Annotated in this window: 25 protein-coding genes; 15 read left to right on the top strand and 10 right to left on the bottom strand. The window is 69.7% G+C overall.

From position 1 onward, the window contains the following. Window positions 1-196: 196 nt before the first annotated feature. Entirely contained in the window at window positions 197-541 is a 345-nt protein-coding gene (locus ACWEPL_RS28380) for a hypothetical protein (RefSeq protein WP_452437938.1), read from the top strand. Here the strand turns inward: ACWEPL_RS28380 and ACWEPL_RS28375 are convergent. Further along, a complete protein-coding gene (locus tag ACWEPL_RS28375; protein ID WP_363963089.1) occupies window positions 528-1,655 on the bottom strand; it encodes a saccharopine dehydrogenase family protein in 1,128 nt (375 codons plus the stop codon). The genes ACWEPL_RS28380 and ACWEPL_RS28375 overlap by 14 nt on opposite strands. Window positions 1,656-1,799: 144 nt before the next feature. On the opposite strand from ACWEPL_RS28375, the gene ACWEPL_RS28370 reads away from it, so the two are divergent. Beyond that, window positions 1,800-3,740 (top strand): serine/threonine-protein kinase, encoded by a 1,941-nt coding sequence (locus ACWEPL_RS28370; protein ID WP_363962302.1) that lies wholly within the window; start codon window positions 1,800-1,802, stop codon window positions 3,738-3,740. 53 nt (window positions 3,741-3,793) lie between these two features. After that, on the top strand, window positions 3,794-4,780 hold the full coding sequence (locus tag ACWEPL_RS28365) for a malate dehydrogenase (RefSeq protein WP_452437937.1): 987 nt from the start codon (window positions 3,794-3,796) through the stop codon (window positions 4,778-4,780). A gap of 210 nt (window positions 4,781-4,990) precedes the next feature. Here the strand turns inward: ACWEPL_RS28365 and galE are convergent, their stop codons facing one another. Beyond that, window positions 4,991-5,941, bottom strand: a complete 951-nt coding sequence (galE, locus tag ACWEPL_RS28360) for a UDP-glucose 4-epimerase GalE (protein ID WP_452437936.1) — start codon at window positions 5,939-5,941, stop codon at window positions 4,991-4,993. Between the two features lie 86 nt (window positions 5,942-6,027). Here galE and ACWEPL_RS28355 point away from each other — a divergent pair, with 86 nt between their 5' ends. Further along, window positions 6,028-7,341 (top strand): hemolysin family protein, encoded by a 1,314-nt coding sequence (locus tag ACWEPL_RS28355; RefSeq protein WP_452437935.1) that lies wholly within the window; start codon window positions 6,028-6,030, stop codon window positions 7,339-7,341. A 14-nt stretch (window positions 7,342-7,355) separates the two neighbouring features. Further along, window positions 7,356-8,360, top strand: a complete 1,005-nt coding sequence (gene trpS / locus ACWEPL_RS28350) for a tryptophan--tRNA ligase (RefSeq protein ID WP_350731256.1) — start codon at window positions 7,356-7,358, stop codon at window positions 8,358-8,360. Window positions 8,361-8,950: 590 nt separating this feature from the next. On the opposite strand, the gene ACWEPL_RS28345 is transcribed toward trpS, so the two are convergent. Further along, window positions 8,951-9,280 (bottom strand): hypothetical protein, encoded by a 330-nt coding sequence (locus ACWEPL_RS28345; protein WP_452437934.1) that lies wholly within the window; start codon window positions 9,278-9,280, stop codon window positions 8,951-8,953. Between the two features lie 232 nt (window positions 9,281-9,512). On the opposite strand from ACWEPL_RS28345, the gene ACWEPL_RS28340 reads away from it, so the two are divergent. Together ACWEPL_RS28340 and ACWEPL_RS28335 are read left to right on the top strand one after the other, a co-directional pair. Next, on the top strand, window positions 9,513-10,100 hold the full coding sequence (locus tag ACWEPL_RS28340) for a GntR family transcriptional regulator (RefSeq protein ID WP_363962307.1): 588 nt from the start codon (window positions 9,513-9,515) through the stop codon (window positions 10,098-10,100). A 3-nt stretch (window positions 10,101-10,103) separates the two neighbouring features. Next, window positions 10,104-10,823 carry a GntR family transcriptional regulator gene (locus ACWEPL_RS28335; protein ID WP_452437933.1) on the top strand — a complete coding sequence of 240 codons (720 nt, stop codon included), beginning with the start codon at window positions 10,104-10,106 and terminating at the stop codon, window positions 10,821-10,823. A 114-nt stretch (window positions 10,824-10,937) separates the two neighbouring features. Here ACWEPL_RS28335 and ACWEPL_RS28330 read toward each other — a convergent pair whose 3' ends face one another. Then, a complete protein-coding gene (locus tag ACWEPL_RS28330; protein ID WP_452437932.1) occupies window positions 10,938-12,476 on the bottom strand; it encodes an alpha/beta fold hydrolase in 1,539 nt (512 codons plus the stop codon). A gap of 218 nt (window positions 12,477-12,694) precedes the next feature. On the opposite strand from ACWEPL_RS28330, the gene ACWEPL_RS28325 reads away from it, so the two are divergent. Then, a complete protein-coding gene (locus tag ACWEPL_RS28325; protein ID WP_452437931.1) occupies window positions 12,695-13,303 on the top strand; it encodes a hypothetical protein in 609 nt (202 codons plus the stop codon). Then, window positions 13,300-13,500: a hypothetical protein gene (locus ACWEPL_RS28320; protein WP_363962311.1), complete on the top strand. Its 201-nt coding sequence runs from the start codon at window positions 13,300-13,302 to the stop codon at window positions 13,498-13,500. The genes ACWEPL_RS28325 and ACWEPL_RS28320 overlap by 4 nt, the downstream gene beginning before the upstream one ends. Window positions 13,501-13,692: 192 nt before the next feature. On the opposite strand, the gene ACWEPL_RS28315 is transcribed toward ACWEPL_RS28320, so the two are convergent. After that, entirely contained in the window at window positions 13,693-14,310 is a 618-nt protein-coding gene (locus ACWEPL_RS28315; protein WP_452437930.1) for a TetR/AcrR family transcriptional regulator, read from the bottom strand. 184 nt (window positions 14,311-14,494) lie between these two features. Here ACWEPL_RS28315 and ACWEPL_RS28310 point away from each other — a divergent pair, with 184 nt between their 5' ends. The 3 genes from ACWEPL_RS28310 to ACWEPL_RS28300 all read left to right on the top strand — a co-directional run bounded on the left by ACWEPL_RS28310 (window position 14,495) and on the right by ACWEPL_RS28300 (window position 17,808). Beyond that, complete coding sequence (locus ACWEPL_RS28310) at window positions 14,495-15,166, top strand: sulfotransferase family protein (RefSeq protein WP_452437929.1); 672 nt, start codon at window positions 14,495-14,497, stop codon at window positions 15,164-15,166. Window positions 15,167-15,368: 202 nt separating this feature from the next. After that, a complete protein-coding gene (locus ACWEPL_RS28305; RefSeq protein ID WP_452437928.1) occupies window positions 15,369-16,868 on the top strand; it encodes an MDR family MFS transporter in 1,500 nt (499 codons plus the stop codon). Between the two features lie 121 nt (window positions 16,869-16,989). Continuing rightward, window positions 16,990-17,808: an alpha/beta fold hydrolase gene (locus ACWEPL_RS28300; protein WP_452437927.1), complete on the top strand. Its 819-nt coding sequence runs from the start codon at window positions 16,990-16,992 to the stop codon at window positions 17,806-17,808. An 83-nt stretch (window positions 17,809-17,891) separates the two neighbouring features. On the opposite strand, the gene ACWEPL_RS28295 is transcribed toward ACWEPL_RS28300, so the two are convergent. The 3 genes from ACWEPL_RS28295 to ACWEPL_RS28285 form a co-directional block, all read right to left on the bottom strand. Beyond that, window positions 17,892-18,086, bottom strand: coding sequence for a hypothetical protein (locus tag ACWEPL_RS28295; protein WP_363962315.1), 195 nt, complete (start codon window positions 18,084-18,086; stop codon window positions 17,892-17,894). 77 nt (window positions 18,087-18,163) lie between these two features. Next, entirely contained in the window at window positions 18,164-19,354 is a 1,191-nt protein-coding gene (locus ACWEPL_RS28290; protein WP_452437926.1) for a helix-turn-helix domain-containing protein, read from the bottom strand. 71 nt (window positions 19,355-19,425) lie between these two features. After that, entirely contained in the window at window positions 19,426-19,899 is a 474-nt protein-coding gene (locus ACWEPL_RS28285) for a MarR family winged helix-turn-helix transcriptional regulator (protein ID WP_350731278.1), read from the bottom strand. A gap of 93 nt (window positions 19,900-19,992) precedes the next feature. Between ACWEPL_RS28285 and ACWEPL_RS28280 the strand changes: the two genes are divergently transcribed. Further along, complete coding sequence (locus ACWEPL_RS28280; protein WP_452437925.1) at window positions 19,993-20,859, top strand: haloalkane dehalogenase; 867 nt, start codon at window positions 19,993-19,995, stop codon at window positions 20,857-20,859. Window positions 20,860-20,866: 7 nt separating this feature from the next. Here the strand turns inward: ACWEPL_RS28280 and ACWEPL_RS28275 are convergent, their stop codons facing one another. After that, complete coding sequence (locus tag ACWEPL_RS28275) at window positions 20,867-21,370, bottom strand: MarR family winged helix-turn-helix transcriptional regulator (RefSeq protein ID WP_363962318.1); 504 nt, start codon at window positions 21,368-21,370, stop codon at window positions 20,867-20,869. Between the two features lie 61 nt (window positions 21,371-21,431). Here ACWEPL_RS28275 and ACWEPL_RS28270 point away from each other — a divergent pair, with 61 nt between their 5' ends. Both ACWEPL_RS28270 and ACWEPL_RS28265 read left to right on the top strand, forming a co-directional pair. Then, the gene (locus ACWEPL_RS28270; protein WP_452437924.1) at window positions 21,432-22,712 is read left to right on the top strand and encodes an amidohydrolase family protein; all 1,281 of its coding nucleotides are present in this window, start codon (window positions 21,432-21,434) and stop codon (window positions 22,710-22,712) included. A 44-nt stretch (window positions 22,713-22,756) separates the two neighbouring features. Continuing rightward, window positions 22,757-23,719: a YihY/virulence factor BrkB family protein gene (locus ACWEPL_RS28265; protein WP_452437923.1), complete on the top strand. Its 963-nt coding sequence runs from the start codon at window positions 22,757-22,759 to the stop codon at window positions 23,717-23,719. On the opposite strand, the gene ACWEPL_RS28260 is transcribed toward ACWEPL_RS28265, so the two are convergent. Further along, window positions 23,708-24,820 (bottom strand): D-alanyl-D-alanine carboxypeptidase family protein, encoded by a 1,113-nt coding sequence (locus tag ACWEPL_RS28260; RefSeq protein WP_364243402.1) that lies wholly within the window; start codon window positions 24,818-24,820, stop codon window positions 23,708-23,710. The two genes, ACWEPL_RS28265 and ACWEPL_RS28260, sit on opposite strands and share 12 nt — an antisense overlap. Between the last annotated feature and the right edge of the window lie 24 nt (window positions 24,821-24,844).

Here is a 24,844-nt window from a genome sequence, read left to right as displayed (position 1 = left end):
TGAACGCGGTGACGTCCACCATTTGGCGGTGTCCGAATCGGTCCGCCTCCACGCGGTGCAGGGGTGAGTTGGCGGCCGCGGCGACCATCGGTATCACCAATAACAGGAAGACCAGAAAGCCGGTCAGCAACAAGAGTCGTCTTTCGCCACGCCCGGAAAAGTAGCAGAATGCGGAATCGCCAAAAAGGGGGCTCGAGTGATTTCCGATGAAGTCTGGGTGCGCCTGATCGGCCTGGAGGTCGTCAACGAAGGCTGGCTGCCCACGACGGTCACGGCGGTGGGCGTGCGTTCGGCCGGTCTCGCGCTCCGATCGGTGACCCTCGACGGTAGCGGCGCCTTTCCCCGCTCGATCCCGCCCCGCACGCGGATGACGCTGGCCCTCGTCCTCGGTGTCACCGACTGCCGGGCCGCCCTGTCGGAGGACGTCCCCCTCGTGGTGGAGGTGGAGCAGTGGTGGGGCCGCACCACTGCCGAGGCGCAGTCCGAGGAACCCTGGCACACCCTCTCGGTCGAGTCCGCTTGCCGCGTCAACGCTTCCTGACGAAGGAGATGTCCGCCGCGCGCAGGCGGTCGATGAGCGGCCGGCCCATGGCCGAGGCCGTCGTGAGCTGGCCGGCGCGGTCCGGGAGGTCGTCGAAGGCGAGGCAGAGGGCCGACTCCGCGAACATCCTGGCCGTCGCGCCGTAGCCCGGGTCCCCGCCCGCGACCTCCGTGACCACGCGCTCGCCCCCGCCCTCGCCCAGGAACGTGACCTTGAACCAGTTCCGGGCGCGGCGCTCGGCCGACGGGCCCTCGCCGGGCTTCAGCCGGTCCTGGATCCAGCCGCGTACGGGCGGGATCTGGGCGAGTGCGGCGAAGGCGCCGGCGGCCGTCACGGTGGCCAGGGCCTCGGGAAGGGTGCGGACGGCGTAGTGCTGGCGGTAGGTGAAGTCGGGGCCGTAGCGGTCGAGGAGGCGGGCCGAGTAGCCGACCACGAACGGGTCGAGGCTCGGCATCGGGAGCGCCCAGCCGCCCACGTAGCGGACGCCGCCGGGCAGCGAGCTCACCCTGCGGCCGCTGGGCCGGGGCTCGGCGGAGCGGCGCTGCGTGCCCTGCTGGACCGTCTGGCGGGCGCGGCCGAGGATGGACATCATCGTGGCCAGGGTGCCGCCCGACGGGGCCATCCTCGCCCGCAGGAAGCCGCTCACCCTGAGCGGGACGCCCTCGGGGAGGTGGGTGACGGTGTGGAGCACGCCCAGGTCGTACGGGATGGAGTCGAAGCCGCAGGCGTGCACGAGCTTGGCGCCGCTCCTGGCCGCCCGGTCGTGGTAGCGCACGTAGACCAGGTCCACGAACTCGGGCTCGCCCGTCAGATCCAGGTAATGGGTGCCGGCGTCGGCGCACGCGGCCACCAGCGGCTCTCCGTACGCCACATAAGGGCCGACCGTCGTGGCCAGGACGCGCGTCTGACGGGCGAGCGCGGCCACAGAGGCGGGGTCCGTGGCGTCGGCGAGCAGGATCGGTACGTCGAGCCCCAGCCGCTCCAGCTTGGCGCGGTCGCGCCCGGCCAGCGCCCACCGTGTGCCGGGTCCGGCGGCCTGCGCGAGGTAGGCGGCCGTGAGCGCGCCGGTGAAGCCGCTCGCTCCGAAAAGTACGATGTCGTAGGGGCGCTCCATGATCCCGAGCCTCCCCTCGACGGCCCGCGCGCGCAACTCCACGCCGGTAAAACCGTGACGTCACGAACGCTTAACGGATCCCTGAGGAGTTGCTGAACGTCGTAAAGTTTGCGTCGTTGGGGTTAGCACACGTGGGGATGACGAATGCCGCAAATCTCGCCGCTGGTCGCCGGCGATCCCACACAGCTGGGGTCCTTCCGGCTGTCCGGACGGATCGGGGAAGGCGGTCAGGGCATCGTTTACCTGGGCGTCAACGACAACGGGGAGCAGGCGGCCATCAAGCTGCTGCACGTCAAGTTCACCGGTGACACGATCGCCAGGTCGCGCTTCGCCAGGGAGCTGAAGGCGGCCAAGCGGGTGGCGTCGTTCTGCACGGCCAGGGTGATGGAGGCTGATCTCGACGGCAACACGCCGTACATCGCCAGCGAGTACATCGACGGCCGGGCGCTCAGGGACATCATCGAGACCGACGGGCCGCTCACCGGCACGGTGCTCGACCGGCTGGCCATCGGCACGGCGACCGCGCTCACCGCGATCCACCACGCCTCGATCGTCCACCGGGACTTCAAGCCCGACAACGTGCTGATCGCCGCCGACGGGCCGCGCGTGGTGGACTTCGGCATCGCCCGGATCATCGACTCCACCGGCACGATCACCAGCCGGGCCATCGGCACCCCCGCCTACATGGCGCCCGAGCAGATCGCGGGCGACGACGTCGGGCCCTACACGGACGTGTTCTCCTGGGGCGCCACCATCGCGTTCGCGGCCACGGGGACGCCCGCGTTCGAGGGCAAGTCCATCGCCGTGGTGCTCAACCGGATCCTCAACCACGAGGTCGACGTCGGCATGATGCCGGAGCCGCTGCGCGGCGTGGTGAGCTCCGCGCTGTCCAAGTCCCCGGCCGACCGGCCGTCCGCCGACCAGATCCTGCTGCGGCTGCTCGGGCAGCCGTCCACGGTGGGGGCGTCCACTGCGGTGCTCACCCGGGGCGTGCAGGTGGCCAGCGACGACACGACGCCGTTCAACAGGGTGTCGGCGGGGTCGATCACGGACCTGCCCCGGCCGCAACCCGCGACGGCCCCGTCCGCGACGGCACCGCCTGCGGCTGCGCCTTCCGCCACGGCTGCGCCTCCCGCGACGGTGCCGCCGGAGGGGGACAGGGTGCCGTACCCGGTGACCGAGCCCTCCCTCCCAGGGCGGTCGCGCCGCGCGAGGGTGTGGTTCGCGGTGGGCACCGCCGTCGTCCTGCTCGCCGCCGCCGCCATCGCGCTCGCGATGAACGGCGGCTGGCCGCTCGCGTTCCGCGAGGGGCCCGAGCCCACGGAGACGGCCGAGCAGAAGGCTCCCTCGACCGCGTTCGCCACCGTGGTCGACAAAGTGGCGCAGACCGGGAAGATCGTGATCGGCGTCAAGGGCGACCTGCCCGGCGTCGCGCTGCAGGACGGCGACGACTTCCAGGGCTTCGACGTCGAGGTCGCCAAGCGCATCGCCGCCGAGTTAGGAGCGAAGGACACCGCGCTCGTCAAGGTCAGCAGGGGCGACCGGGCCGACGCGCTGGCCGAAGGCAGCGTCGACCTGGTCGTGGCCACCTACTCCGTCGACCGGTCCGAGACCCAGTTCGCGGGGCCGTACTACGTGGCGCACCACGACGTCCTCGTACGCGCGGGCAGCGGCATCGACTCCGTGGACGACCTTGAGGGCAAGAAGCTCTGCGCGCCCGACAGCCCGTCCGTCGGCGAGGTGCAGCAGAAGGTGAAGGTCGAGCCGGTCTCGGCCGGCGACTACGCCGTCTGCATGCAGCTGCTCCGCGACGGCAAGGTGGACGCGATCCCCGGCGACGACCTGATCCTGGCCGGGTTCGCCGCCCGCGAGAACATGCGCTACAAGATCGTCGGCGCCAAGCTCAACAACGAGCGGTACGCCGTCGGCATCAAGAACGGCGACGTGAAGACCTGCAAGGCGGTGAAGGCGGTCATCGCCGACCTCTATCGCACGGGCTTCATGAAGCAGCTTCTGAGCAAGTACTTCGCCAAGGTCGAATTCGATCCGGAGCTGAAGGTGCCCGCGATGGAAAGCTGTGGATGACGAGCAGGTAGCATCCCAAAGTCAACGAATATCCTGCGAGTGAGGGGAAGGCCATGGCGTCGTCAGCCAACGGGCCCGTCAAGGTAACCGTCACCGGAGCCGCCGGTCAGATCGGTTACGCACTGCTGTTCCGCATCGCGTCGGGGCAGCTGCTCGGCGCCGACGTCCCGGTCAAGCTCAGCCTGCTGGAGATCCCGGCGGCGGTGAAGGCGGCCGAGGGCACCGCGATGGAGCTCGACGACTGCGCGTTCCCGCTGCTGTCCGGCATCGAGATCACCGATGACCCCAACGTCGCCTTCGCCGGGGCCAACGTCGCGCTGCTGGTCGGCGCCATGCCGCGCAAGGCCGGCATGGAGCGCGGCGACCTGCTCGGCGCCAACGGCGGCATCTTCGGCCCCCAGGGCAAGGCGATCAACGACCACGCCGCCGACGACATCAAGGTCCTGGTCGTGGGCAACCCGGCCAACACCAACGCGCTCATCGCCCAGCAGAACGCGCCCGACGTGCCCGCCGACCGCTTCACCGCGATGACCCGGCTCGACCACAACCGCGCGCTGTCCCAGCTGGCCGCCAAGCTCCAGGTGCCGGTCACCGAGATCAAGAAGATGACGATCTGGGGCAACCACTCCGCGACGCAGTACCCCGACCTGTTCCACGCCGAGGTGGGCGGCAAGATCGCGGCCGAGCAGGTCGACGGCGAGTGGCTGCGCGAGACGTTCATCCCGACGGTGGCCAAGCGCGGCGCCGCCATCATCGAGGCCCGCGGCGCCTCCTCGGCCGCCTCGGCCGCCAACGCGGCGATCGACCACGTCTACGACTGGGTCAACGGCACCGAGTGGACCTCCGCGGCCGTCGTCTCCGACGGCTCCTACGGCGTGCCCGAGGGGCTCATCTCGTCGTTCCCCGTGCGTGCGGCGAACGGCAAGTTCGAGATCATCCAGGGGCTCGAGATCGACGCGTTCTCCCGCGACCGGATCGACGCCAGCGTGCGCGAGCTGGTGGAGGAGCGCGACGCGGTCAAGGAGCTCGGCCTCATCTGACGACCGGCCCGGCCCCCCGCGCGAGGCGGGGGGCTTCAGGGCGGACAGAACACGGGCTGCACGGCGGGGACGGCCGGCGGGGTGGCGAAGATCACGCCGGCGGCGGCCAGGAGACTACCCGTCACGATGAGGACACCGAAGAGCAGCTTCGTGACCCTTGGTGAAAAGTTCCTCACATTTCGGTATCACAGCACATTTTCCGGTGCCGCATCACGCATTTGCGGAAAGCGCGTCCCACGCGTCAGAAACGATGTCACGCAGCGCGGGTCGTTCGGCCTTCCAGCCGAGCTCCCGCTGGATCCTGGCGGACGAGGCGACCAGCACGGCGGGATCGCCGGGGCGCCGGTCCGCGACCACGGCCGGGATCTCGTGCCCGGTGACCTCGCGGCAGACCGAGATCACCTCCTGGACGGTGAAGCCGGTGCCGCTGCCCAGGTTGTAGATCTTGTGCTCGCCCGGCGTGACGGCGTCCAACGCCAGCAGATGCGCCCGCGACAGGTCGGACACGTGAACGTAGTCGCGCACGCAGGTGCCGTCGGGCGTCGGGTAGTCGGTGCCGAAGACGCTCACGGACTCGCGTTCGCCGGTCGCGACCTTCAGGACGTTCGGGATGAGGTGGGTCTCGATCGTGTGCCGCTCGCGGTAGCGGCCGTAGGCGCCGGCCACGTTGAAGTAGCGCAGGCTCACCGCGCCCAGCCCGCGGATCGCCGCGAACGCGCTCAGTGCGGTGTCGACGGCCAGCTTGGAGGCGCCGTAGGGGTTGGTCGGGCGCGTGGGGTCGTCCTCCTCGATGGGGGAGCGCTCGGGCTCCCCGTACGTGGCCGCGGTCGAGGAGAACACGATCCTGCTCACGCCCTTGTCCCGCATGGCGTCGAGCAGGGCCAGCGTGCCGCCGAGGTTGTGCGCCCAGTAGAGGCCCGGCTTCTCCACCGACTCGCCCACCAGCGACTTGGCCGCGAAGTGCAGCACCGCGTCCATGCCGTCGAGCACGTCCTGTGCCTCGGTGATGCTTTTTTGGACAAATCGGGCACCTTCCGGCACCGCGTCCTGATGCCCGGTTGACAGGTCGTCGAGTACGGTCACCTCGTGCCCTGCCTCGATGAGCTGCGCCGCCACGACACTGCCGACGTATCCGGCACCCCCGGTGACCAATAGTCTCATGTGTACTCCTGTTCAAATATGTTGGATTTTGTACGGCTCGCCGCCCAGCATACGCGCGAAGGCCGCCGAGTACGCTGCCAACCACCATGTTTGACACCCTCGCGGCCAACATCGCCCTGGTTCTGGTGTTCATCCTGATCGGGGGGTTCTTCGCCGCCGCCGAAATCGCCATGGTCTCCCTCCGGGAAAGCCAGGTCCGCAAGCTCTCCCAGCGGGGCCGCCGCGGCGAGCGGGTGGCCAAACTCGCCCATGACCCCAACCGCTTCCTGTCCGCCGTCCAGATCGGCGTCACCGTCGCCACCATGCTGTCGGCCGCGTTCGGCGCCGACCGGCTGGCCGCGCAGCTCGTGCCCGTGCTGGAGCAGTGGCAGGTGCCCAAGGCCGTGGCCCCCGTGCTCGGCCTCGTGCTGGTGACGCTGGCGATCTCGTACGTGTCGCTCGTGCTCGGCGAGCTGGCGCCCAAGCGCCTGGCGCTGCAGCGGGCCGAGGGGCTGTCGTTGTACGTGGCGCCGTTCCTCGACCGGATCGCGTCCCTGTCGCGGCCGATCATCTGGATGTTGTCGAAGTCCACCGACCTCGTGGTCCGGCTGCTCGGGGGCAATCCGGAGGCCGACCGCGAAGAGGTCACCACCGAGGAACTGCGTGACATGGTGGTCGGGCACACCGACCTCACCGCCGACGAGCGCAAGCTGATCGCCGAGGTGTTCGCGGCCGGGAAACGGCAGCTCAGGGAGGTGATGCTGCCGCGTACCGAGGTCGAGTTCATGGACGCCGAGACGCCGCTGGACGAGGCGGCCCGCCTCGCGGCGGGGCTGCCGCACTCGCGCTTCCCCGTCTATCGGGAGACGTACGACGAGGTCATCGGGTTCGTACACGTACGGGACCTGCTGGACCCCGAGCTCAACGGGCGGACCGAGCCGATCAGCGCGGTGGTGCCGATCCGCGCGGCCAAGTTCGTGCCTGCCTCGAAGCGGCTGCTCAGCACGTTGAACGAGATGCGCGACGAGGGCCAGCACCTGGCGATCGTGGTGGACGAGTACGGCGGCACGGCGGGCATCGTGACCCTGGAGGACCTGGTCGAGGAACTGATCGGGGACATCAGGGACGAGTACGACGAGGAGGAGGACGTCGTGGTCCTGCCCGCCGGTGAGATCGAGATCGACGGCCTCACGAACCTCAACGACTTCGCCACCGAGACCGGCATCCGATTGCCGGACGGCCCTTATGAGACGCTTGCCGGATTTGTCATGGCGATGCTGGGGCATGTGCCGGTCGTGGGGGAAAAGGTGGAAATATCGGGTTTTGAGATGACTGTCACAGAGCTGGACGGGCGCCGTATCGCCAGGGTGAGAGTGAAACGCGGCCCGGCGGTCGAGTCGCCGCCCGAGCAAGATTCCTGACACAATTGCGTGCTATGGCCAGACCTCGTGTACTCTCCGGCATCCAGCCCACAGCGGACTCCTTCCACCTGGGCAACTACCTGGGTGCCGTCCGCCAGTGGGTTGCTCTGCAGGAGACCCACGACGCCTTCTACTGCGTGGTCGATCTCCACGCGATCACCGTGCCGACCGAGCCCGCCGCGCTGCGCCGCCGCACTCGCGTCGCCGCCGCCCAGCTCTTCGCCGCGGGCCTCGACCCGGAGCAGTCCACGGTCTTCGTGCAGTCGCACGTACGTGAGCACACCGAGCTCGCCTGGATCCTGATCTGCCTCACCGGCATGGGCGAGGCGGGCCGGATGACCCAGTTCAAGGACAAGTCGGCCAAGTTCGGGGAGAGCGCGGCCAGCGTCGGCCTCTTCACCTACCCGATCCTGCAGGCCGCCGACATCCTGCTCTACCAGGCCAACCGGGTCCCGGTGGGCGCCGACCAGAAGCAGCACCTGGAGCTCACCCGCGACCTGGGCCAGCGCTTCAACCACCGCTTCGGCGACACGTTCACGCTGCCCGAGCCGTACATCCTCAAGGAGGTCGAGAAGATCACCGACCTCCAGGACCCCACGGCGAAGATGTCGAAGTCCTCCTCGAGCCCCGCCGGCATCCTCGACGTCCTGGAGCAGCCCGGCCCGCTGCGCAAGAAGGTCATGCGGGCGGTCACGGACACGGGCTCGGAGGTGCTGTTCGACGAGGAGAACAAGCCGGGCATCTCCAACCTGCTCCGCATCCAGTCGGCCCTGACCGGCACCCCCATCCCCGACCTCGTGGCCCGCTACGAGGGGCAGGGCTACGGCACGTTCAAGAAGGACGTGGCGGAGGCGGTGGCGGACACGTTCACGCCCATCAGGGAGCGCACGGAGAAGCTGCTGTCGGACGAGGCCGAGCTCGACCGCCTGCTCGCCATCGGCGCCGAGCGCGCCGCGGCGGTGGCCAAGCAGACCATGGCCGAAGTTCGTGACAAGGTCGGCTTCCTCCCCACGCTGTAGGTCGCGCGGCTCCACCCACCCGTTGCCCGGTCACCGGGTGGGCCTGCTGGACCCCGCCCCGGGCCAAAGGTCTTCGCGGGGAGCGCTTCGCGCTCGGGGCTCAGGCGTCCTCATTTGGGCGCCTGGCGGCGCAACCCCCGCGCCTCGCGGCGCCATCGCCCGCCCGTTGCCCGGTTACCGGGTGGGCCTCCTGGAGCCCACCCCGAGCGGTCCTCGCTGACGCTCGGGCTGCCCTCCCTCCGGCGGCCTTCGGCCGCGCTATCGCCCAAGGCCGCCCTGTCGCCCGAGCGCGGTTCGTCGACGCCAAAGGTGCGATTCCGCAGGCTATGCCCGTCACGCGGCGGCAGAAGAGTGGCCCCGCCCGACCCGGACAGGCGGGGCCTCCGGCAGCAACTCCGGAGGACTGCGGGAGATCTTGTGGCGCGGCGGTGGGACCGGTCGAAGGGAAGCACCGCCGCGCCGGCTCATGGCGTCCGGGCTCAGACCCATAGAGTCCGTTCGGATCTCTTCTTGCCGGACCTATGAGGCCGCGAGATGGCTTCCTTGCGCAAGGCTGGATCTTTGGCTTTGGACTCCTCGGACCAGCATGCTCACCGTGGTGCGACGCGGGCCCGGGCGTATTGCAAGAAGGCCGTCTGCCAGGCCAGTGCTGCCGCGAGCGCAATGGCGTCCGGCTGCCGGACGGTCTGCAGCACCCCAGCCGCCACCATGTCGAGGCTGAGCTGCTGGCGCAGCCTGGCGGTCCACCACATCTGACCGGACACATCACGCTCGCGTCCGATGTCCCATGCTGGATAGGTGCTTCTCAAGGTCGAAAGCTGGCGACCTGCCCAGTCCTGTAGGAGCGCCGCCTGCGCGACGACCTGACGCATGTTCTGACCCACCGGAGGAACGACGCCGTCCTGCTCGGTGCCCGTCATCGCCCCACCCTTCCGGTCGCCTGCCTGCCGGTGCGGTAAAGACAAGCCATCACTGCGTGGACCTCGATTCCTGATCAGGGGCCGTTCAGTGCTGAAACCGTGCCCGTCCCTGGGATCCAAGCCTTGGTCGCCCAGGACAACCTTAATGCCATTCCCGAAAGGCGACAAGGTAGAGTTGACGCTGACCTGAGTACGCTTTGATCCAGGCGCCACGTACGAACCGGATAGTGGCGTGCTGGTGGTCCTTTTCGTCTCGATGGAGGAGCACATGCCAGACCCAGGCTGGGCCAGCGTCTCCACCCCTTACGTAAGGCCGCGGCGGCCGGGCGAAGCGGATGCCTGGACGGAGGAAGCGGCCGCGCATGGTCACGTCGGTACGAACCGTCTGCGAGCCGTGGAAGAGGCGAGCCCTCCCCGCGAAGTGGCTGATGCGCTCGACCTCGGTCCCGAGGGGGCGGCGGTCATCCGGCGGAGGCTGGTGCTCCTCGACGACCGGCCGACGGAGTTGGCCGACTCCTATTATCCGGCGTCGATCGCCCGCGGCACGCGGCTGGCCGAAGAGCGCAAGATTCCAGGTGGGGCCCTCACCGCGCTGGCCGAACTGGGTTACCGGCCCCATAGCGCTGAGGAGTCGGTAACGGCCCGTCCTTCGACCAAGCCTGAACAGGATGCGCTTGATATCCACCCGGAAGACTGGGTGATGGTCCTCACTAGAGTGTTGCGCACGGACACTGGAATGCCGATCGAGGCCACCGTCATGACGATGGTCGCCGACGGGCGTGAGCTACGCTACAGAATGATCATTAACGAGGAGATCTGACCCTTGGCAAGGCGCCCGGACCCACGTCCTCGTCATCAGCAGATCGCCGCGGAGCTGCGAGCCGAGATCATGTCCGGCGCACTGAAGCCGGGCGAGCAACTTCCTTCGACACCCCAGATGGTCGCGCGTTTCGAGGCGGCCAACGCGACGATTCAACGAGCCCTTCAATCACTGAAGGACGAGGGATTCGTACGCGGCCATGCTGGTAAAGGGGTGTTCGTCCGAGAGGGACGGCAATTCGTTGTCGAAGCCACCCCGTACAAGTCCCCGGGCCCGCGTGGCTACAGCTACGAACTGCTCGACGTCGGCGAGGTGGAGCCGCCCAACGATGTCGCCGCGGCATTCGCGATGTCTCCCGGTGGCAGCGTCATCATGCGTCATCGGCTGTTGCTGCATGACGGCGAGCCCGTTGAGCTCTCGTGGTCGTTCTATCCCGTGGACATCGCTGCTGGGAGTCCCCTGGCAAGCCGCAAGAAGATCCGCGGTGGCGCACCGCGGGTCCTGGCGGGCCTTGGGTTTCCCGAGCGGTATTTCGATGATCGCATCTCTGTCCGGCAACCCACCGTGAACGAAGTAGAGGGCCTGGACCTGTCGGCCGATGTACCGGTTTTCCGGCAGTTCCGGGTCATCTACAGCGACTTCCAGCGACCGGTGGAGATTTCGATCCTGATCAAAGGCGGGCACCTCTACGAGCTTTCGTACCACCAGGTCGCCGACCAATAGTGCTCAGCCGCCGCCGGCGGTTCCCCATCGGCGTTCCCCTGCTCTGCGTGACAGTCGACAGCGGGGTGGCTCGTACGCGCACGAGCCACCCCTCATCACGAGATCACCCGAAGATCATTTGAAGAGGCCCATCCAGCCAGGCGTTCCGGGCAGCGGGGAGACGGGCTCCCTGAGCGTCTGGACCTCGGCAGGTGGGACAGCCGGGCAACGGGTCCCCGGCGCCGGGAGGGTCCGCGCGATCAGGTAGGTGTCGACGGCCCCCGTGGTGCAGGCTCCACGCCCGTAGGCGATGTGACCCCAACCCTCGTACGTGAGCAGCCGGCCCGACCGGCCCAGCTGCTGGGTCGTGCTGAGCGACCACGGATAGACGGTGGCCGGGTCGTGCAGGGAGTTGAGGACCAGCAGCGGCGTGTTCGTCCGCACCTTCAGGCGGTGCTGCGGGTTGGGGATCGGGTCCGGCTGGCCGAGGCACGAGATGACCGGACCGATCGCCAGCGGGCTGTAACGCATGTCGGGCGCGATCTTCGCCAGGCGGCGCAGGTGCTTGCTGAACTCCCGGTAGTCGCGTACGGGCAGCCGGAAGTCCAGGCAGAAGACCTGGAACGGGTTGGGGCTGACCTCCTGCGTCCGGTCGATCGCCAAGGGGAACGCGCCCGGGCGCGGGGTCTCACCGGCCTCCAGATCGGCGAGCAGCTGGGAGAGTGGCTGCCAGTTGGCCGGATCGTAGAAGGCGCCCAGGGCCTCGCGGATCAGCATGAACGCGGTCACCTTGGTGTCCGGCTCTCCCGGGACGGGCAGTTCGCCGCGGTCGGCGCGCTCCAGCAGCCCCTTCCAGATCGATCTGACGTCCTTGCCGTGCTGGACGCACCGGCTGTCGCGGTCGCACCAGGCCACGAACTCGTTGAAGGCGTCCTGCGCGCCCCAGGTCTCCGTGTCCATGAAACCCCGCGTGCCCAGGCTGTGGTCCATCGTGCTGTCGAGCACGAAGGCGCGGACCCGCGACGGGTAACGCTCGGCGTACAACTGGCCGAGGAGGGTGCCGTAGGAGCCGCCCCAGAAGGTCAGCTTCTCCTCGCCGAGCGCGGCGCGGAAGGCGTCGAGGTCGGCCGCGGTGCTGAGCGAGTCGACGTGGTCGAAGAGCGGGCCGGTACGGGCCCGGCAGTCGGCACGCAGGCGGTCGTTGTAGGCCAGCATCCTGTCGAAGTCGGCCTGGCTCTTCAGGAGCGGATCCGGGGCCTGCATCATCACGTCCGTGGAGCAGACCACGGGGTGGCTGCGGTTGGTGCCTCGCGGGTCGAGGCCGACGATGTCGAAGCGGCGCAGGATCTCGGGACTGAACGTGTACGGGCTGCCGAAGACCAGCCTCACCCCGGATCCTCCGGGGCCGCCCGCTCCCAGCACGAGCGCGCCGATCCTGGCCGCGGGATCGGTGGCCTTGCGGCGGGCGACACCCACCTCGAACGTGCCGCTCGACGGCTGGTTCCAGTCGATGGGCACGGTGAGCGTTCCGCACTCGACGGCCGGCTCTTCCGGACACGGCGCCCACGAGATCGTGTCCCGTGGCTGCGTGGCCCGCGTGGTGGCGGCCGAGACCGGCGTGAGTAAGGCGAGCGGCGAGATGAGTCCTAACAACAATGCGGTGAGTCTTCGCATGCTCTGATCTTCAACGGCCTCCGGACGACTGTGAATCGGGCGCAGGTATGGACCGGCGGCTCCTTCGCGAGGACGACGGCACTGGGTCTTTGGTCCTATGCACCGGTCAAAGGTCGGGCGCCTGGCGCCTGGCGGCGGACTCGCCCAGGCTGTGCGTTTCCACCCGGGCCAGTAGCTTCTCCCACGTTGTAGCGGGCACGCCGCGATACGCTCGCGGCGTGTCCGACGATGCCACCGCGCAACCTCCGTTACCGGAGCTCACCCGGATCCTGATCGGTCCGCCTGGCAAGGTGCTGCTTCCCCTGGTCGTCCTGCTCGCGCTGATCATCCTGAACCACTGGAGCCTGCCGGGCGGCGGTCCCTTCCCGCTGGTGTTGACGGGCTTGCTGCTGGGGCTCGCCACGGTCGTCGTCTGGACCGCCCGGTTCCTGGTGGGCCTGCTGCGTTCGGACGGTCGCGCCGGGCTGCGACGGCACTGGCTGCGCTGGGCGTGCGCGCCGGTCATCGGGGTGGCCGTGGTCGGCCTGGTGTATACCGACCGGCCTTTCGCCGCCCGGTTCGCGTTCTCGGAGGCGAGCCTGGAGCAGCTCGCCCGGACGGTCGCCTCGGGGGACGAGGCCGGCGGGCACGACGACCAATGGGCGGGGCTCTACCCGTTGACGTCGATCGAGCGGATCGAGGGCGGGGCTCGTTTCCTGGTGAGCGACACCGGGTTCCTCGACCGCTATGGCTTCGCGTGGAGCCCCGGCGGTGAGCCGCCGGACGAGTCCCACACCGGATACACGCATATCCGGGGTCCCTGGTACGTATGGGAGAGCCGGTTTTGAGAGTCCCCGGAACGCCCGGCTTCTGGGTCTACCTGGCTGCCGCGCAGCTGATTCCCGCCTGGTACGTCTCCGGGGAGATCGGCTGGCTCGTCGCGCCCGCCGTCGCGCTGCTCGCCATGATCGCCGCCGTGATCCGGGCGTACCAGGACGCGGCACACCTGCGAACCGCGGAGGATTCACCACCGGACGAGCAGTAGGGGTGCCGTTGACCAACGTCTCCTGGCAGTACTTCACGCAGCACGGGCGCTTCCCGCGCGGGTGAGCTCGGACCATCACAATCGGCGGCGGCACTGTTCGACGACTTCACGCCCGAAGAGCGAGGCAGGCGGGCGTGCGGGTCGTCGGAGTGGCGCCAGAGATCGAACAACCGGTCGCCACGTCCTGCGTGCTTACTCGGGGACGGGGAGCCGCGGCGCCGGGAACAGATCGCCGACCAGCAGCGTCGCAGCTTGCGTGGCGATGGCGAGGATGTCGTCGTCCGTGGCCTCGGTGCCCTGGGCGGCCAGCACGGCGTTGTGCACACTGAGCAGGGCCATCCGGACGCGCAGCCGGTCGGTCAGCGGCGCGTCGGGGCCGAGGAGGAGCTGTGTGGCCCTGCCTATCCGTTCCAGCGGGCCACCGTCCCGTAGTGGCATCACCTTGCGCAGGGTGGCATGGTTGGCGGCGGCGAACCGCATGACCCGCAGTCCCCGTCCGCCGCTCAGAGCGATCCAGCGGCCCAGGAATTCGGAGGACAGCTCCGGGGTGAGCGCCTGGCCTGCGGCCCAGTCCAGGAGATCGTCGAGGGCGCGCATGTTGTCTTGGAAGAGGCTGAGGATGATCGCCTCTTTGCTGTCGAAATGGTAGTAGAGCGCCGCCTTGGTGATGCCGATCTGTTCGGCGATCTCGCGCATCGAGGTGGCGTCGTAGCCGCGCTCGGTGAACAGCGACAGCGCGGCCTGCTGGATCTCACCCCGCGTCTGGCTGCCCTTGCGCCGCGGGGCCGTGGCCTGTTCCGTCTTTGGCATCGCTCTTCTTGCTCCCAGGCTCAGCTCTCCGGAAAGTCTACACCCACTTGCTTACCGGCCGGTCGGCAAGTAGCTTGCTAACCGGCCGGTAGGCAACCACCTCCGGGGCGGAGCTTGGGTGTTTGATGACCTGGCCCAGCCGGAGGCGACTGGGGTCGCCGTGATCGAGGAAGGAAGGGCTGGCATGAGTTTGCGAGTTGTGGGAGCGGGATTTCCGCGTACGGGGACGACGTCGCTGAAGGCGGCGTTGGAACGGCTGCTCGGGGCGCCCTGCTACCACATGCGGGACCTGTTCGGGCGGCCGGACGACGCCGCGGTCTGGCGCGACGCCTGCGCGGGTGTCATGCCTGACTGGCAGCGGTTCCTCGCAGGATACGCCGCCGGGGTGGACTGGCCGATGTCGTGGTTCTGGCGGGAACTGTCCGCCGAGTTCCCGGACGCGCTGGTGCTGCTGTCCCGGCGGGAAAGTGCCGAGCGCTGGTATCAGAGCATGGACCGGACGGTGCTGGAAGGGGCGCGCCGCCTGACGCGCGGCGACTTCGCCGGCGCGCGGCCGCCGATGGACGCCGGTGGCACCCCGGAGCAGGCCCGCGCCATGGAGGAGATGATCCGGGCCCTGTTCGGCGGCGCGTTCGGCGACCCCCACGACCGCGACAAGGTCATCGCGGCCTACGAGCGGCACCTCGCTGAGGTCCGCGCCACCGTGCCGGCGCACCGGCTGCTGGAATGGCAGCCGGCCGACGGCTGGCAGCCCTTGTGCGCCGCACTCGACCTCCCGGTTCCCGACGAGCCGTTCCCGCACGAGAACACCGCAGCCGACATGCGGGCCCGGATGGGCGACCTCGGCGGGCAATGACCCCAGTGCCGCGCCAGATGCCGGCGAGGAGGGCAGCCGTGCAATTGCTTACCGGCCGGTTAGCAAGTAAGCTTGCCGACCGACCGGTAAGTTCTATTGCATCGATGGGAGCGCAATGATGGCAGGAGACAGCGCGACGAGTCCCCCGGTGACGGGGCAGCAGGCCGGACTGGGGTTCAGCCACCGCCAAATCCTCGTGACCATGAGCGGCCTGGTCATCGCCATGATGCTGGCGATGCTGGACAACATGATCGTCGCCCCTGCGCTGCCGACCATCGTCGGCGATCTGGGCGGCCTGAACCACCTGGCGTGGGTGACCACCGGCTACGTCCTGGCCTCCACCGTGGCCACGCCGATCTGGGGCAAGCTCGGCGACCTGTACGGCCGGCGTATCGTCTTCGTCGCCGCCGTGGCGCTCTTCCTGCTCGGCTCGGTCTTGTGCGGGATGTCACAGGACATGGCGCAGCTGATCGGCTTCCGCGCGCTGCAGGGCCTGGGAGCGGGCGGCCTGATGGTCGGCGTGCTGTCGATCATCGGTGAGATGATCCCGCCGCGGGACCGCAGCAAGTACCAGGGCGTGATGATGGCCGCCATGCCGGTGGCGATGATCGGTGGCCCGCTCATCGGCGGCTTCATCACCGACAACCTGAGCTGGCGCTGGGCCTTCTACGTCAACCTGCCGCTCGGCGCCGTCACCCTGGTCCTGTGCTGGATCACCCTGGCCAAGCTGCCCAAGGGCACCGGCAAGGCCGTGATCGACTGGTGGGGCACCGCGTTGCTGACAGTGTGGATCACCGCACTGGTGCTCATCACCAGCTGGGGCGGCACCCAGTATGACTGGAGCTCGCCGCAGATCCTTGGCCTGGCGGCGCTGGCAGTGGCCGGGTTCGTCGCCTTCGTGATCGTCCAGCGGCGGGCAGCCGAGCCGATCATGCCGCTGCGAGTCTTCAAGAGCCGCAACTTCTCCCTCGCCGGCGCCGTCGCCTTCATCTCGGGTTTCGCCATGTTCGGCGCCACGGGCTTCCTGCCGCAGTTCCAGCAGTTCGTCCAGGGCTCCTCGGCCACCAACAGCGGCCTGCTGCTCATGCCCATGATGATCGCCGCGATGATCGTCAGCCTGGCCGGTGGCTCACTGATCAGCAAGACCGGGCACTACAAATCGCTGCCCATCATCGGCTCCATCCTCGTCACCGTCGGCCTGGCACTGTTCGCCACCGTGGGCCTCGACACCACCACCACGATGACGGCCCTCTACATGGTGGTCCTCGGCGCCGGCATGGGCGCGCTGATGCAGACCAGCACCCTCATCGCCCAGAACAGCCTCGACCTGCGCGACATGGGCGCAGGCACCGGGGTGTCGACCTTCCTGCGCAACATGGGCAGCTCGCTCGGCGTCTCCCTGCTCGGCGCCGTCTACACCAGCCAACTGGCCGACTCCCTGGCAGCCGCCGGGCCGGCCGGGCAGGGCGTGGCCGCCTCCGCCGTCTCGATGACCCCGCAAGCGCTGCGTGCCCTGCCCGAGGCAGCCCGGCACCTGTTCCAGCAAGCCGTCACCGACGGCATCACCACCCTGTTCACCTGGGGCGCGGCGGTGACCGCCGTCGGCGTCATCCTGGCCCTGTTCATCCGCCAGGTCCCACTGCGCAGCGCCGCCGCACCGGCTGCCAGCCCCGACGCCGAGCCGGTCGCGGCCGGTAGGTGAGGCCATCCGCCGCCACCGGCCGGCACCAGGCAACGCCCACGACGCGAGGCGATACGGCACCCAGTAGTCGTGCGGCCTTAGCGGTGCTAAATTTGCCTTAGCGACGCTAAGGGGGTGGCTGATGATCAGCGTGATGACGGCCGACGGGACCGAGGCGCGGGCTGTCGATGAGGGGCAGGGGCCGATCGTTCTCGTTCTCCATCCCGGCCTCGACGACGGCTCGTCCTGGCGGGAGGTGGCCGCGCGGCTCGCCGCGGGCTACCGGGTCGTGCGGCTGCACCGGCGGCGGTACCGGCTCGATCTCGACGGCGCCTCCTGCACGGTCGCTCAGGAGGTCGAGCACGTCCTGGCCGTGGTGGCGGCGCTGGGTGGCGGGCCGATGGTGCTCGTCGGGCATTCCTCGGGTGCCGTGATCGCGCTGGAGGCCCTGGTGGCCGACCCGTCGGCCTTCGCGGGGGCGGTCCTGTACGAGCCGCCCACCGTGATCGGGGCGCCACTCGGCGGGCCGCACGGTGAGGTGCACGCGCGGGCTCGGGCGGCGATCGCGGCCGGTCGGCCGGGGAAGGCGTTGAGGGTTTTCCTGCGGCGTTCCGTGCGGGTTCCCGCGTGGGTGGCGTTACTGGCCGGGGTGTTCGTGACGGTGGTGCCGAGGATGCGGGCGCTCGTTCCGTCGCAGATCGAGGACAACGTGGGCATGGACTCGCTCGGCGTGCGGCTCGACGCCTACTCGGGGATCGAGGTGCCCACCGTGCTGCTCGGCGGTGATCGCAGTCCGGCGCATCTCGGGGAGCGGCTCGACGCGCTGGAGCGGGTGATGCCGCGGGTGGAGCGGGTGGTGATGCGCGGGCAGAGGCACTCCGCCCACGCCAAGGCCCCCGGTGAGGTCGCCGCCGTCATCGATTCCTTCGCCGCCAAGGTGCTCGGCCGACCCGGTCGCTGAGGTGCCGGAGTCGCGGAAGGTCCCGGCCGGTAGTCGAGGCTCAAGGGTCGCCGAGGTCCCGGCGGGCCGCTGCGATGGCTCGGTCAGCCCCGGCGGGTGCTGCGGTGGAGCCGGAGCAGGGCGCGCAGGGCCGCCAGGCTGGGGCGGGTGAGGCGGGTGTCCCCGTGGGTGGCGGTCCAGCCTGAACGATCCCGCTGGAACGACCACCCGGGGAACTCCCGCGTTGCCTCCTGAAGCAGTCGTTCCATGACGAACTCGGCACTCGGCGCTGTGGTCATGAACACAGCGTGGCATCAACACCCCGCTCCGTGACGAACTCCGGCCGCAGAACTCCCCGTTCATCCGGCCCGAACTCTCAGTTCGCGATGCCGTGGCGCTCGGCCAGGTAGCGGACCTCCGGCGCCCACGACGGCCGCGCGCGCCGCGCCAGGGACCGCACCATCTCCCTCAGCAGCAGCTTGTGGTCCAGCTCCTCCGGGCATTCGCGCTCGATCCGCAGGAGGTGGAGCAGGCTGGCGGCGTCGTCGCCCACGTCCTCGCAGGCGCGGGCGACCTGGCTGAGGTGGGTGGCGCGCCGCTCGATGGACGGCGTGTGCCGCAGGTCGATGTCGTCGGCGATCTGCAGCACCGCCTCCGGCCGCCCCAGGTCGTTCTCGATGCTGGCCATGTGGATGGCGACGTTGGTCGGCCCGAAGAAGGCCAGGTCGTAGACGTCGGCCCCGTCCTCGACGCGCTGAGCGAGCCGCGCCGCGGGCCCGCGGACGATCTCCCTGGCCTCGTCGTCGTCGCCCCCGCGCGCCGCGCCGATCGCGGTCAGCAGGTGCAGCGCGCCGAGCGCCTTGACGTGGCGTTCGTCGCCGTCGGCGACGTGGGGTTCCAGCATCTCGATGCCGCGCCGGCCGATGTCGTACGCGATCTGGTGCATGTCGTCCGACAACATCGACTGCCCCAGGCTCCAGTACGCCCACGCCCGGATCAGCGGATCCCCCGACTCCTCCGCGAACCTCATGGCCCGGTCCGCGGCCAGATGCGCGAGATCGACCCGCCGCAGGTGCTTGAGCACCCCCCTGGCCAGCATGTACGCGTCGGACGCGACGCGGTGGGCCTGCGGCGTGTCCGCGAGTGCGAGGTTCTCGGCGTCGGAGATCAGGGACGGCAGGGACGCCATCAGGATCGAGTAGCGGTGCGCCGAGGTGAACCAGGCGCTGCGGGCCGCCGCCACCCGTTCGGAGAGCTGTTCGGCGTCGGGCGGCTCGATGTCGGGCTCCAGCGAGCGCCACGTGAACAACGCCCGCTCGATGTCGCTGATCTGCGGCCGGCTGGGCTCGTGCGAGTCGCGCGGGGTCTCCCCCAAGAGCACGGCGGTGCGTACGCCCAGCACTTTGGCGATCTCCCGCAGCAGGGGGAGCGAGGGGGTTCGTTTGCCGTGCTCGATCAGCTCGATGTGCCTGGGGGTGCAGCCGGACTGGGTCGCCAGCGCGGTGGTGCTCATGCCCCTTCGTTCGCGCTGGAGCCTGATCATCTGCCCGGTGGCTATTTCGGACATGGACGTGCGGCCTCCTGGGTGGGTCCCGACATCCCACAGGCTAGGGCTCCAGGAGATCGCCTGTCCTGGATTCAGCCCTGCTCAGAGGAGCTGCCGGAGCGCGCGTGATGCTCCAGGAGGCGGGTCAGCAGACCTGACAACTGCTCGCGTTCCGGTTGGCTCAAAGGGGCGAACAGCTCGTCCTGAAGGCTCGCGATGAGCGTGTGCAGCCGTCGTACCTGCTGGATCCCCTCGGGGGTGATGGTGATGACGTTGCGGCGGCGGTCGGCGGGGTCGGGGGCGCGCTCGACGAAGCCGCGCTCCGCGAGCTCGTTGATGACGGCGACCATGTCGCTGCGGTAGATGCCGGTGCGCCTGCTCAGCTCGGCCTGGCTCACCGGGCCCGCCTCGCGGAGCGCGACAAGCGCCGCGTAGTGCCACTTGCGGGCGTCGACGGCGGCCAGACCCTCGTTGACCAGCCGGTCGGCGTGCATCGCGACCAGCGACAGCGTCCGGCTCGGCAGGAGCCGCAGCGCTGCGGGGGTGGCCCTGAGGTCGTCCGTCATGCTCCCGATGATAGTCCCTTGCGTTAGTGGCACTAACGATGTACTTTCGTTAGTGCCATAAACGTTAGTCGCACTTACGAAATGAGAACCGTCATGCCGACGATCGACGTGCTCGACTCGACCATGTACTTCGAGGACTCCGGCGGCGCCGGCCTGCCCTTCGTGTTCCTGCACGGGAACCCGGCCTCGTCCCATGCGTGGCGGAAGGTGCTGCGGGGGCTGGACGGCCGCCTGCTCGCCCCCGACCTCATCGGCATGGGGCGCTCGGGGAAGCCGGACATTCCCTACCGGTTCGGCGACCACGCCCGTTACCTCGACGCGTGGTTCGACGCGCTCGGGCTGGAGGAAGTGGTGCTCGTCGGGCATGACTGGGGTGGCGCGCTCGCGTTCGACTGGGCCGCCCGTCACCCGGAGCGGGTCCGTGGGGTGGCGTTCATGGAGAGCATCGTCCGCACGATGAGCTGGAGCGACCTGGGCGAGGCCCCGCGTGCCCGCGCCGAGATGCTGCGGAGCGCCCAGGGGGAGGCGCTGGCGCTCGACCAGAACTTCCTCGTGGAGACGGCGTTCTCGGGCGGCGTGCTGACGAGCCTGAGCGAGGAGGAGAAGGAGCCGTACCGGGCGCCGTACCCCACCAGGGAGAGCAGGCGGCCGCTGCTGGAGTGGGCGCGGTCCCTGCCGCTGGACGGCGAGCCCGCCGACGTGGCCGAGCGGGTCGAGGGTTACGGAAAGTGGCTCGGGGCCAGCTCTGACGTGCCCAAGCTGCTGCTGACCTTCGACTCCTCCCCGACGCTGCTGATCGGGCCCGAGGCGGCCGCCTGGTGCGCCGCGAACATGGCCGCCTTGGAGGTCGAGCACTGCGGCCCGGCCGGCCACCACGCCTCCGAGGACCAGCCGGAGGCCATCGCCGCCGCGATCGCCGGCTGGGCGGCCCGCCACGGGTGGCGCGCGGGCACGTCCTGAGCGGGGGTCAGCGGAAGCGGCGGCGGCCGAGGCGGGAGAGGACCTCGCGCAGCGCGTCGGCCGCCTCGCGCACGACCTCGTCCGGGATCCCGCCCGCCACCTCCTCGGTCGCCCGCCCCGAGGCCACCAGCGCGGCCTCCGCCACGCGCTGCCCCTCTTCGGTGAGCTGCACCCAGCGGCTGCGCGCGTCGCCCGCGTCGGCCTCGCGCTCGACGTATCCCGCCGTCGCCAGCCGCTGCAGCACGTTGCTGATCCCGCCCGACGTCAGGAACAGCGCCTTCGACAGCTCGCTCGGCTTCATCCGGTACGCCGGCGCACGGCTGAGCGCGGCCAGCACGTCGAACTCGGCATACGTCAGCCCCAGCTCGGCCAGCTCGGCCTTGACCACCTGATCGAACAGCAGATGGAGCCGCGCCGTCCGCTTGCTGAGCTCCAGGGCGGCGATGAGCGACGGCGACAGGCCCGCGTCCTTCCAGCGGGGGACCAGCGCGTCGACCTCATCGTGTGTCACGCCATCGAGGATACCTGTCACAATATTGCTTTCTTAAAAGCTTCTCACTAAGCTTTCGGCCATGACATCTACGATCTTGATCAGGAACGGCGTCGTCGTGGACACCGAGCCCGAGCCCGTCGTGCTGGGTCAGGTGGACGTGCGGATCGAGGACGGCCTCATCGCCGAAGTGGGCCCCGGCCTGCCGGACGTCCCGGGTGCGGAGGTGATCGACGCGACCGGGCGGATCGTGCTCCCCGGCTTCGTCGACACCCACCGCCACACCTGGCAGGCGGGCATCAGGGCCGTCGCGCCCGACATCACGTTCGACACCTACCTGCGGCGGGTCCTCACCGAGCTCGCACCCCGCCACCGCCCCCAGGACGTCTACGCGGGCAACCTCGCGGGCGCGCTGGAGTGCCTGGACGCGGGCATCACCACGCTGCTCGACTGGTCGCACGTCCAGTTCAGCCCGGAGCACACCGACGCGGCCGTGCGGGGGCTGGGCGAGTCGGGCATCCGGGCCGTGTTCGGCTACTGCTACGGCGGCGATTCCGACGAGCTGACCAAGGAGACCCGGCGGGTCCACGACTCGCTCTTCTGCTCGTCCGGGCTGGTCACGATGGTGGTCGCGGCGCTCGGTCCGGAGATCGTGGGGGAGGAGCGCTCGCTTGAGGAGTGGCGCGTGGCGGCCGAGCTCGGCCTTCCCGTCACCGCGCACCTGGGCGGCCACGGCCCGGAGAGCGCCGAGCGCGGGCTCGCGTTCCTGGAGGCGAACGGCCTCCTGGCCACCCCCACGACCTTCGTGCACGCGCTGCACTACACCGACGAGGCGCTCCGGCGCATCGCGGCCGCCGGCGGCACCGCCTCGCTCGCCCCCGTGGACGAGATGAACCTGGGCCTCGGCTATCCCGCCACCGGCCGGCTGAGGGCGGCGGGGATCCCGACCGGCCTCGGCGCGGACACCGTGGTCTGCGCGCCGGGGGACCTGTTCAGCCTGATGCGGGCGGTCCACCTGCTCGAACGCGGCCGCCCCGGCGGCGCCGGGATGGGCTTCACCACCCGCGACGCGCTGCGCATGGCCACCATCGAGGGCGCCCAGGTGCTGGGCCTCGCCGACGTCATCGGCTCGCTGCGGCCGGGCAAGCAGGCCGACCTCGTGCTGCTGCGTACGGACACGTTCGGCATGGCAGCGGCGCACGACCCGATCGGCGCCGTCGTGCTCAACGCCGACACCAGCGCCGTGGACACGGTGCTGGTCGGGGGCCGGGTGGTCAAGCGTGACGGGCGGCTGCTCCACCACGACGTGGCGGCGGTCCTCTCCACACTGATCGAATCGGCGGATATGGTGGCGAACCCCTGATCGTCGCCCCGGCGCCGGGGTAGTGGGTCCCCAGGAGGCGCGTGATGGCGAGCGTGATGAAGCGGATCGAGGCGGTCAAGGCCCGGGGCCGCCGCAAGGTGACACGCTGGCGGGAACGGCGTCCGGCGTTGGACCACGCGATCAGGGCGGTGCGGCGTTACCAGCACCAGTCCGGCGACACGCTGGCGGGCGCCGTCACCTACTACGCGTTCCTGTCGTTCTTCCCGCTCGTGGCGCTCTCGTACGCGGTGCTCGGGTTCGTGGTGGCGACCAGCGAGGCCACCAGGGACGCGCTGGAGAAGGCGATCGTCGAGCGGCTGCCCGGCATCGCCACCCAGCTCAACCTCGACGCCATCGCCACGGCCAGGCAGACGGCCGGGGTCATCGGTCTGCTCGGTCTGCTCTACGCCGGGCTCGGCGCGCTGGACGCGCTGCGCGGGGCCCTGCGCGAGATGTCGATGACCACCGCGCCGCCGCTCAGCTTCCTCGTCGGCAAGCTCCGCGACCTGGCCTCGATCCTCCTGATCGGGGTCACGATGATCGCGTCCGTGCTGGTCGCCGGGTTCGCCACCACGGCCACGGACAAGGTCATGCAGTTCGTCTTCGGGAGCGAGTCGGCGCTGGCCACCTGGGGGCTGCGGCTCGCGGGCGTGGTGGCGAGCGTGGCGGCCGACTGGCTGCTGTTCCTGATCCTGCTCGGGTGGGTGGACCGGCCGACCCGGCCGTTCCGGCTGATCGCCAGGGGGGCGCTGCTGGGCGCGATCGGGTTCGGGGTGCTCAAGCAGGCGGCGACGCTGCTGCTCGGGCAGACGCTGAGCAACCCGATCTACGGGACGTTCGCCGTCATCGTCGGGCTGCTCGTCTGGATCAACTTCTCGGCCAGGCTCGTGCTCTACGTCGCCGCCTGGACGGCCACCGCCGGCCGCTGCCCGCCGCCTTCTCCGACCCCGGTCCCGTCCTGGAACCCGGACGGCTGGGCCGTGCGCGAGGGCACGTCAGGAGCCTGAGCGGCCGCGCCGGCGGCGGATGCCGAACCCGAGCCAGACCAGCCCGAACAGCAGCCCCCCGCCGATCACCACGGATCCGATCGTCTTCGTGGAGTCGGTCTGCTTGGAGGCGGCCGTGTCCAGCAGCGGCGGCTGGGCCGCGGGCGTGACCTTGGAGGCCGGCGGAGCGGAGGAGCGCGGTGCGGCCTGGACCGCCGGGAGCGGGTCGACGAGCCGGCCGACCGGCTGGACCTTGCCCCTGACCGAGAAGCCCCAGTCGAGCAGTTTGGCCACCTCCTCCCAGAAGTACCCCTCGTGCCGCATGATGCTCACGACGATCGTGTGCCCGTCGCGGGTGGCGGCGCCGACGAAGCTGCCCAGGGCCTTCGAGGTCCAGCCGTTCTTGATGCCGATCATGCCCTTGTAGCGCCAGAGCAGCTTGTTGTGGTTGCTGATCTCGTAGTAGCCCTTGGGCGCGGGGAACTTGGACGTCTTCGTACTGATATATCCGCGGAAAGCGGGATTGGCGAGGCCGGCGCGGGCGATCAGCGCCAGATCGTACGCCGAGCTGCTCTGCCCCGGCTTGTCCAGCCCGCTGGGCGTCTTGGCCACGGTGTCGTACGCCTGCAGCCGCTTGGCCGTGGCGTTCATGTCGCTCATGGTCTTGGCGACGCCGCCGTTCGTCTCGGCCAGGGCCATGGCCGCGTCGTTCCCCGACGACATCATCAGCGCCCTGAACAGGTCGTCGATCTTGTACGTCGCCTTGACCGACAGGCCGACCGCCGTGCCCTCCTGGTTGCAGGCGTTCTCGCTGGGCCGGATCCTGCGGTCCTTGTCGAGCTTGGGAATGAGTGTGAGCGCGGTCAGCGTCTTGAGCGTGCTGGCCGGCAGGTAGCGCCCGTGTGGGTCCTTGGCCGCGAGCACCTCACCCGTGTCCGCGTCCGCGACGACGTACGACGTAGCCTGGGTTTTGGGCGGTTCCTTGACGCCCTCGGGCGTCACCAGGCCGCGGCTGCCCAGCGCCTCACCCCCGACCGGTGTCGTCGGAGCGGCATATGCGGTCCCGCCGGTGAGCGAGACCGAGGCGATGAGTGCCGTGACCGGCACGAGTTTCGTCCACATGGCGGTCTCAGCGTAGCTTCGAGT

The sequence above is a fragment of the Nonomuraea sp. NPDC004186 genome, from assembly GCF_053603495.1.
The sequence above is the reverse complement of the archived record's forward strand: the minus strand, read 5'-3'. Positions and strand labels throughout refer to the sequence as shown.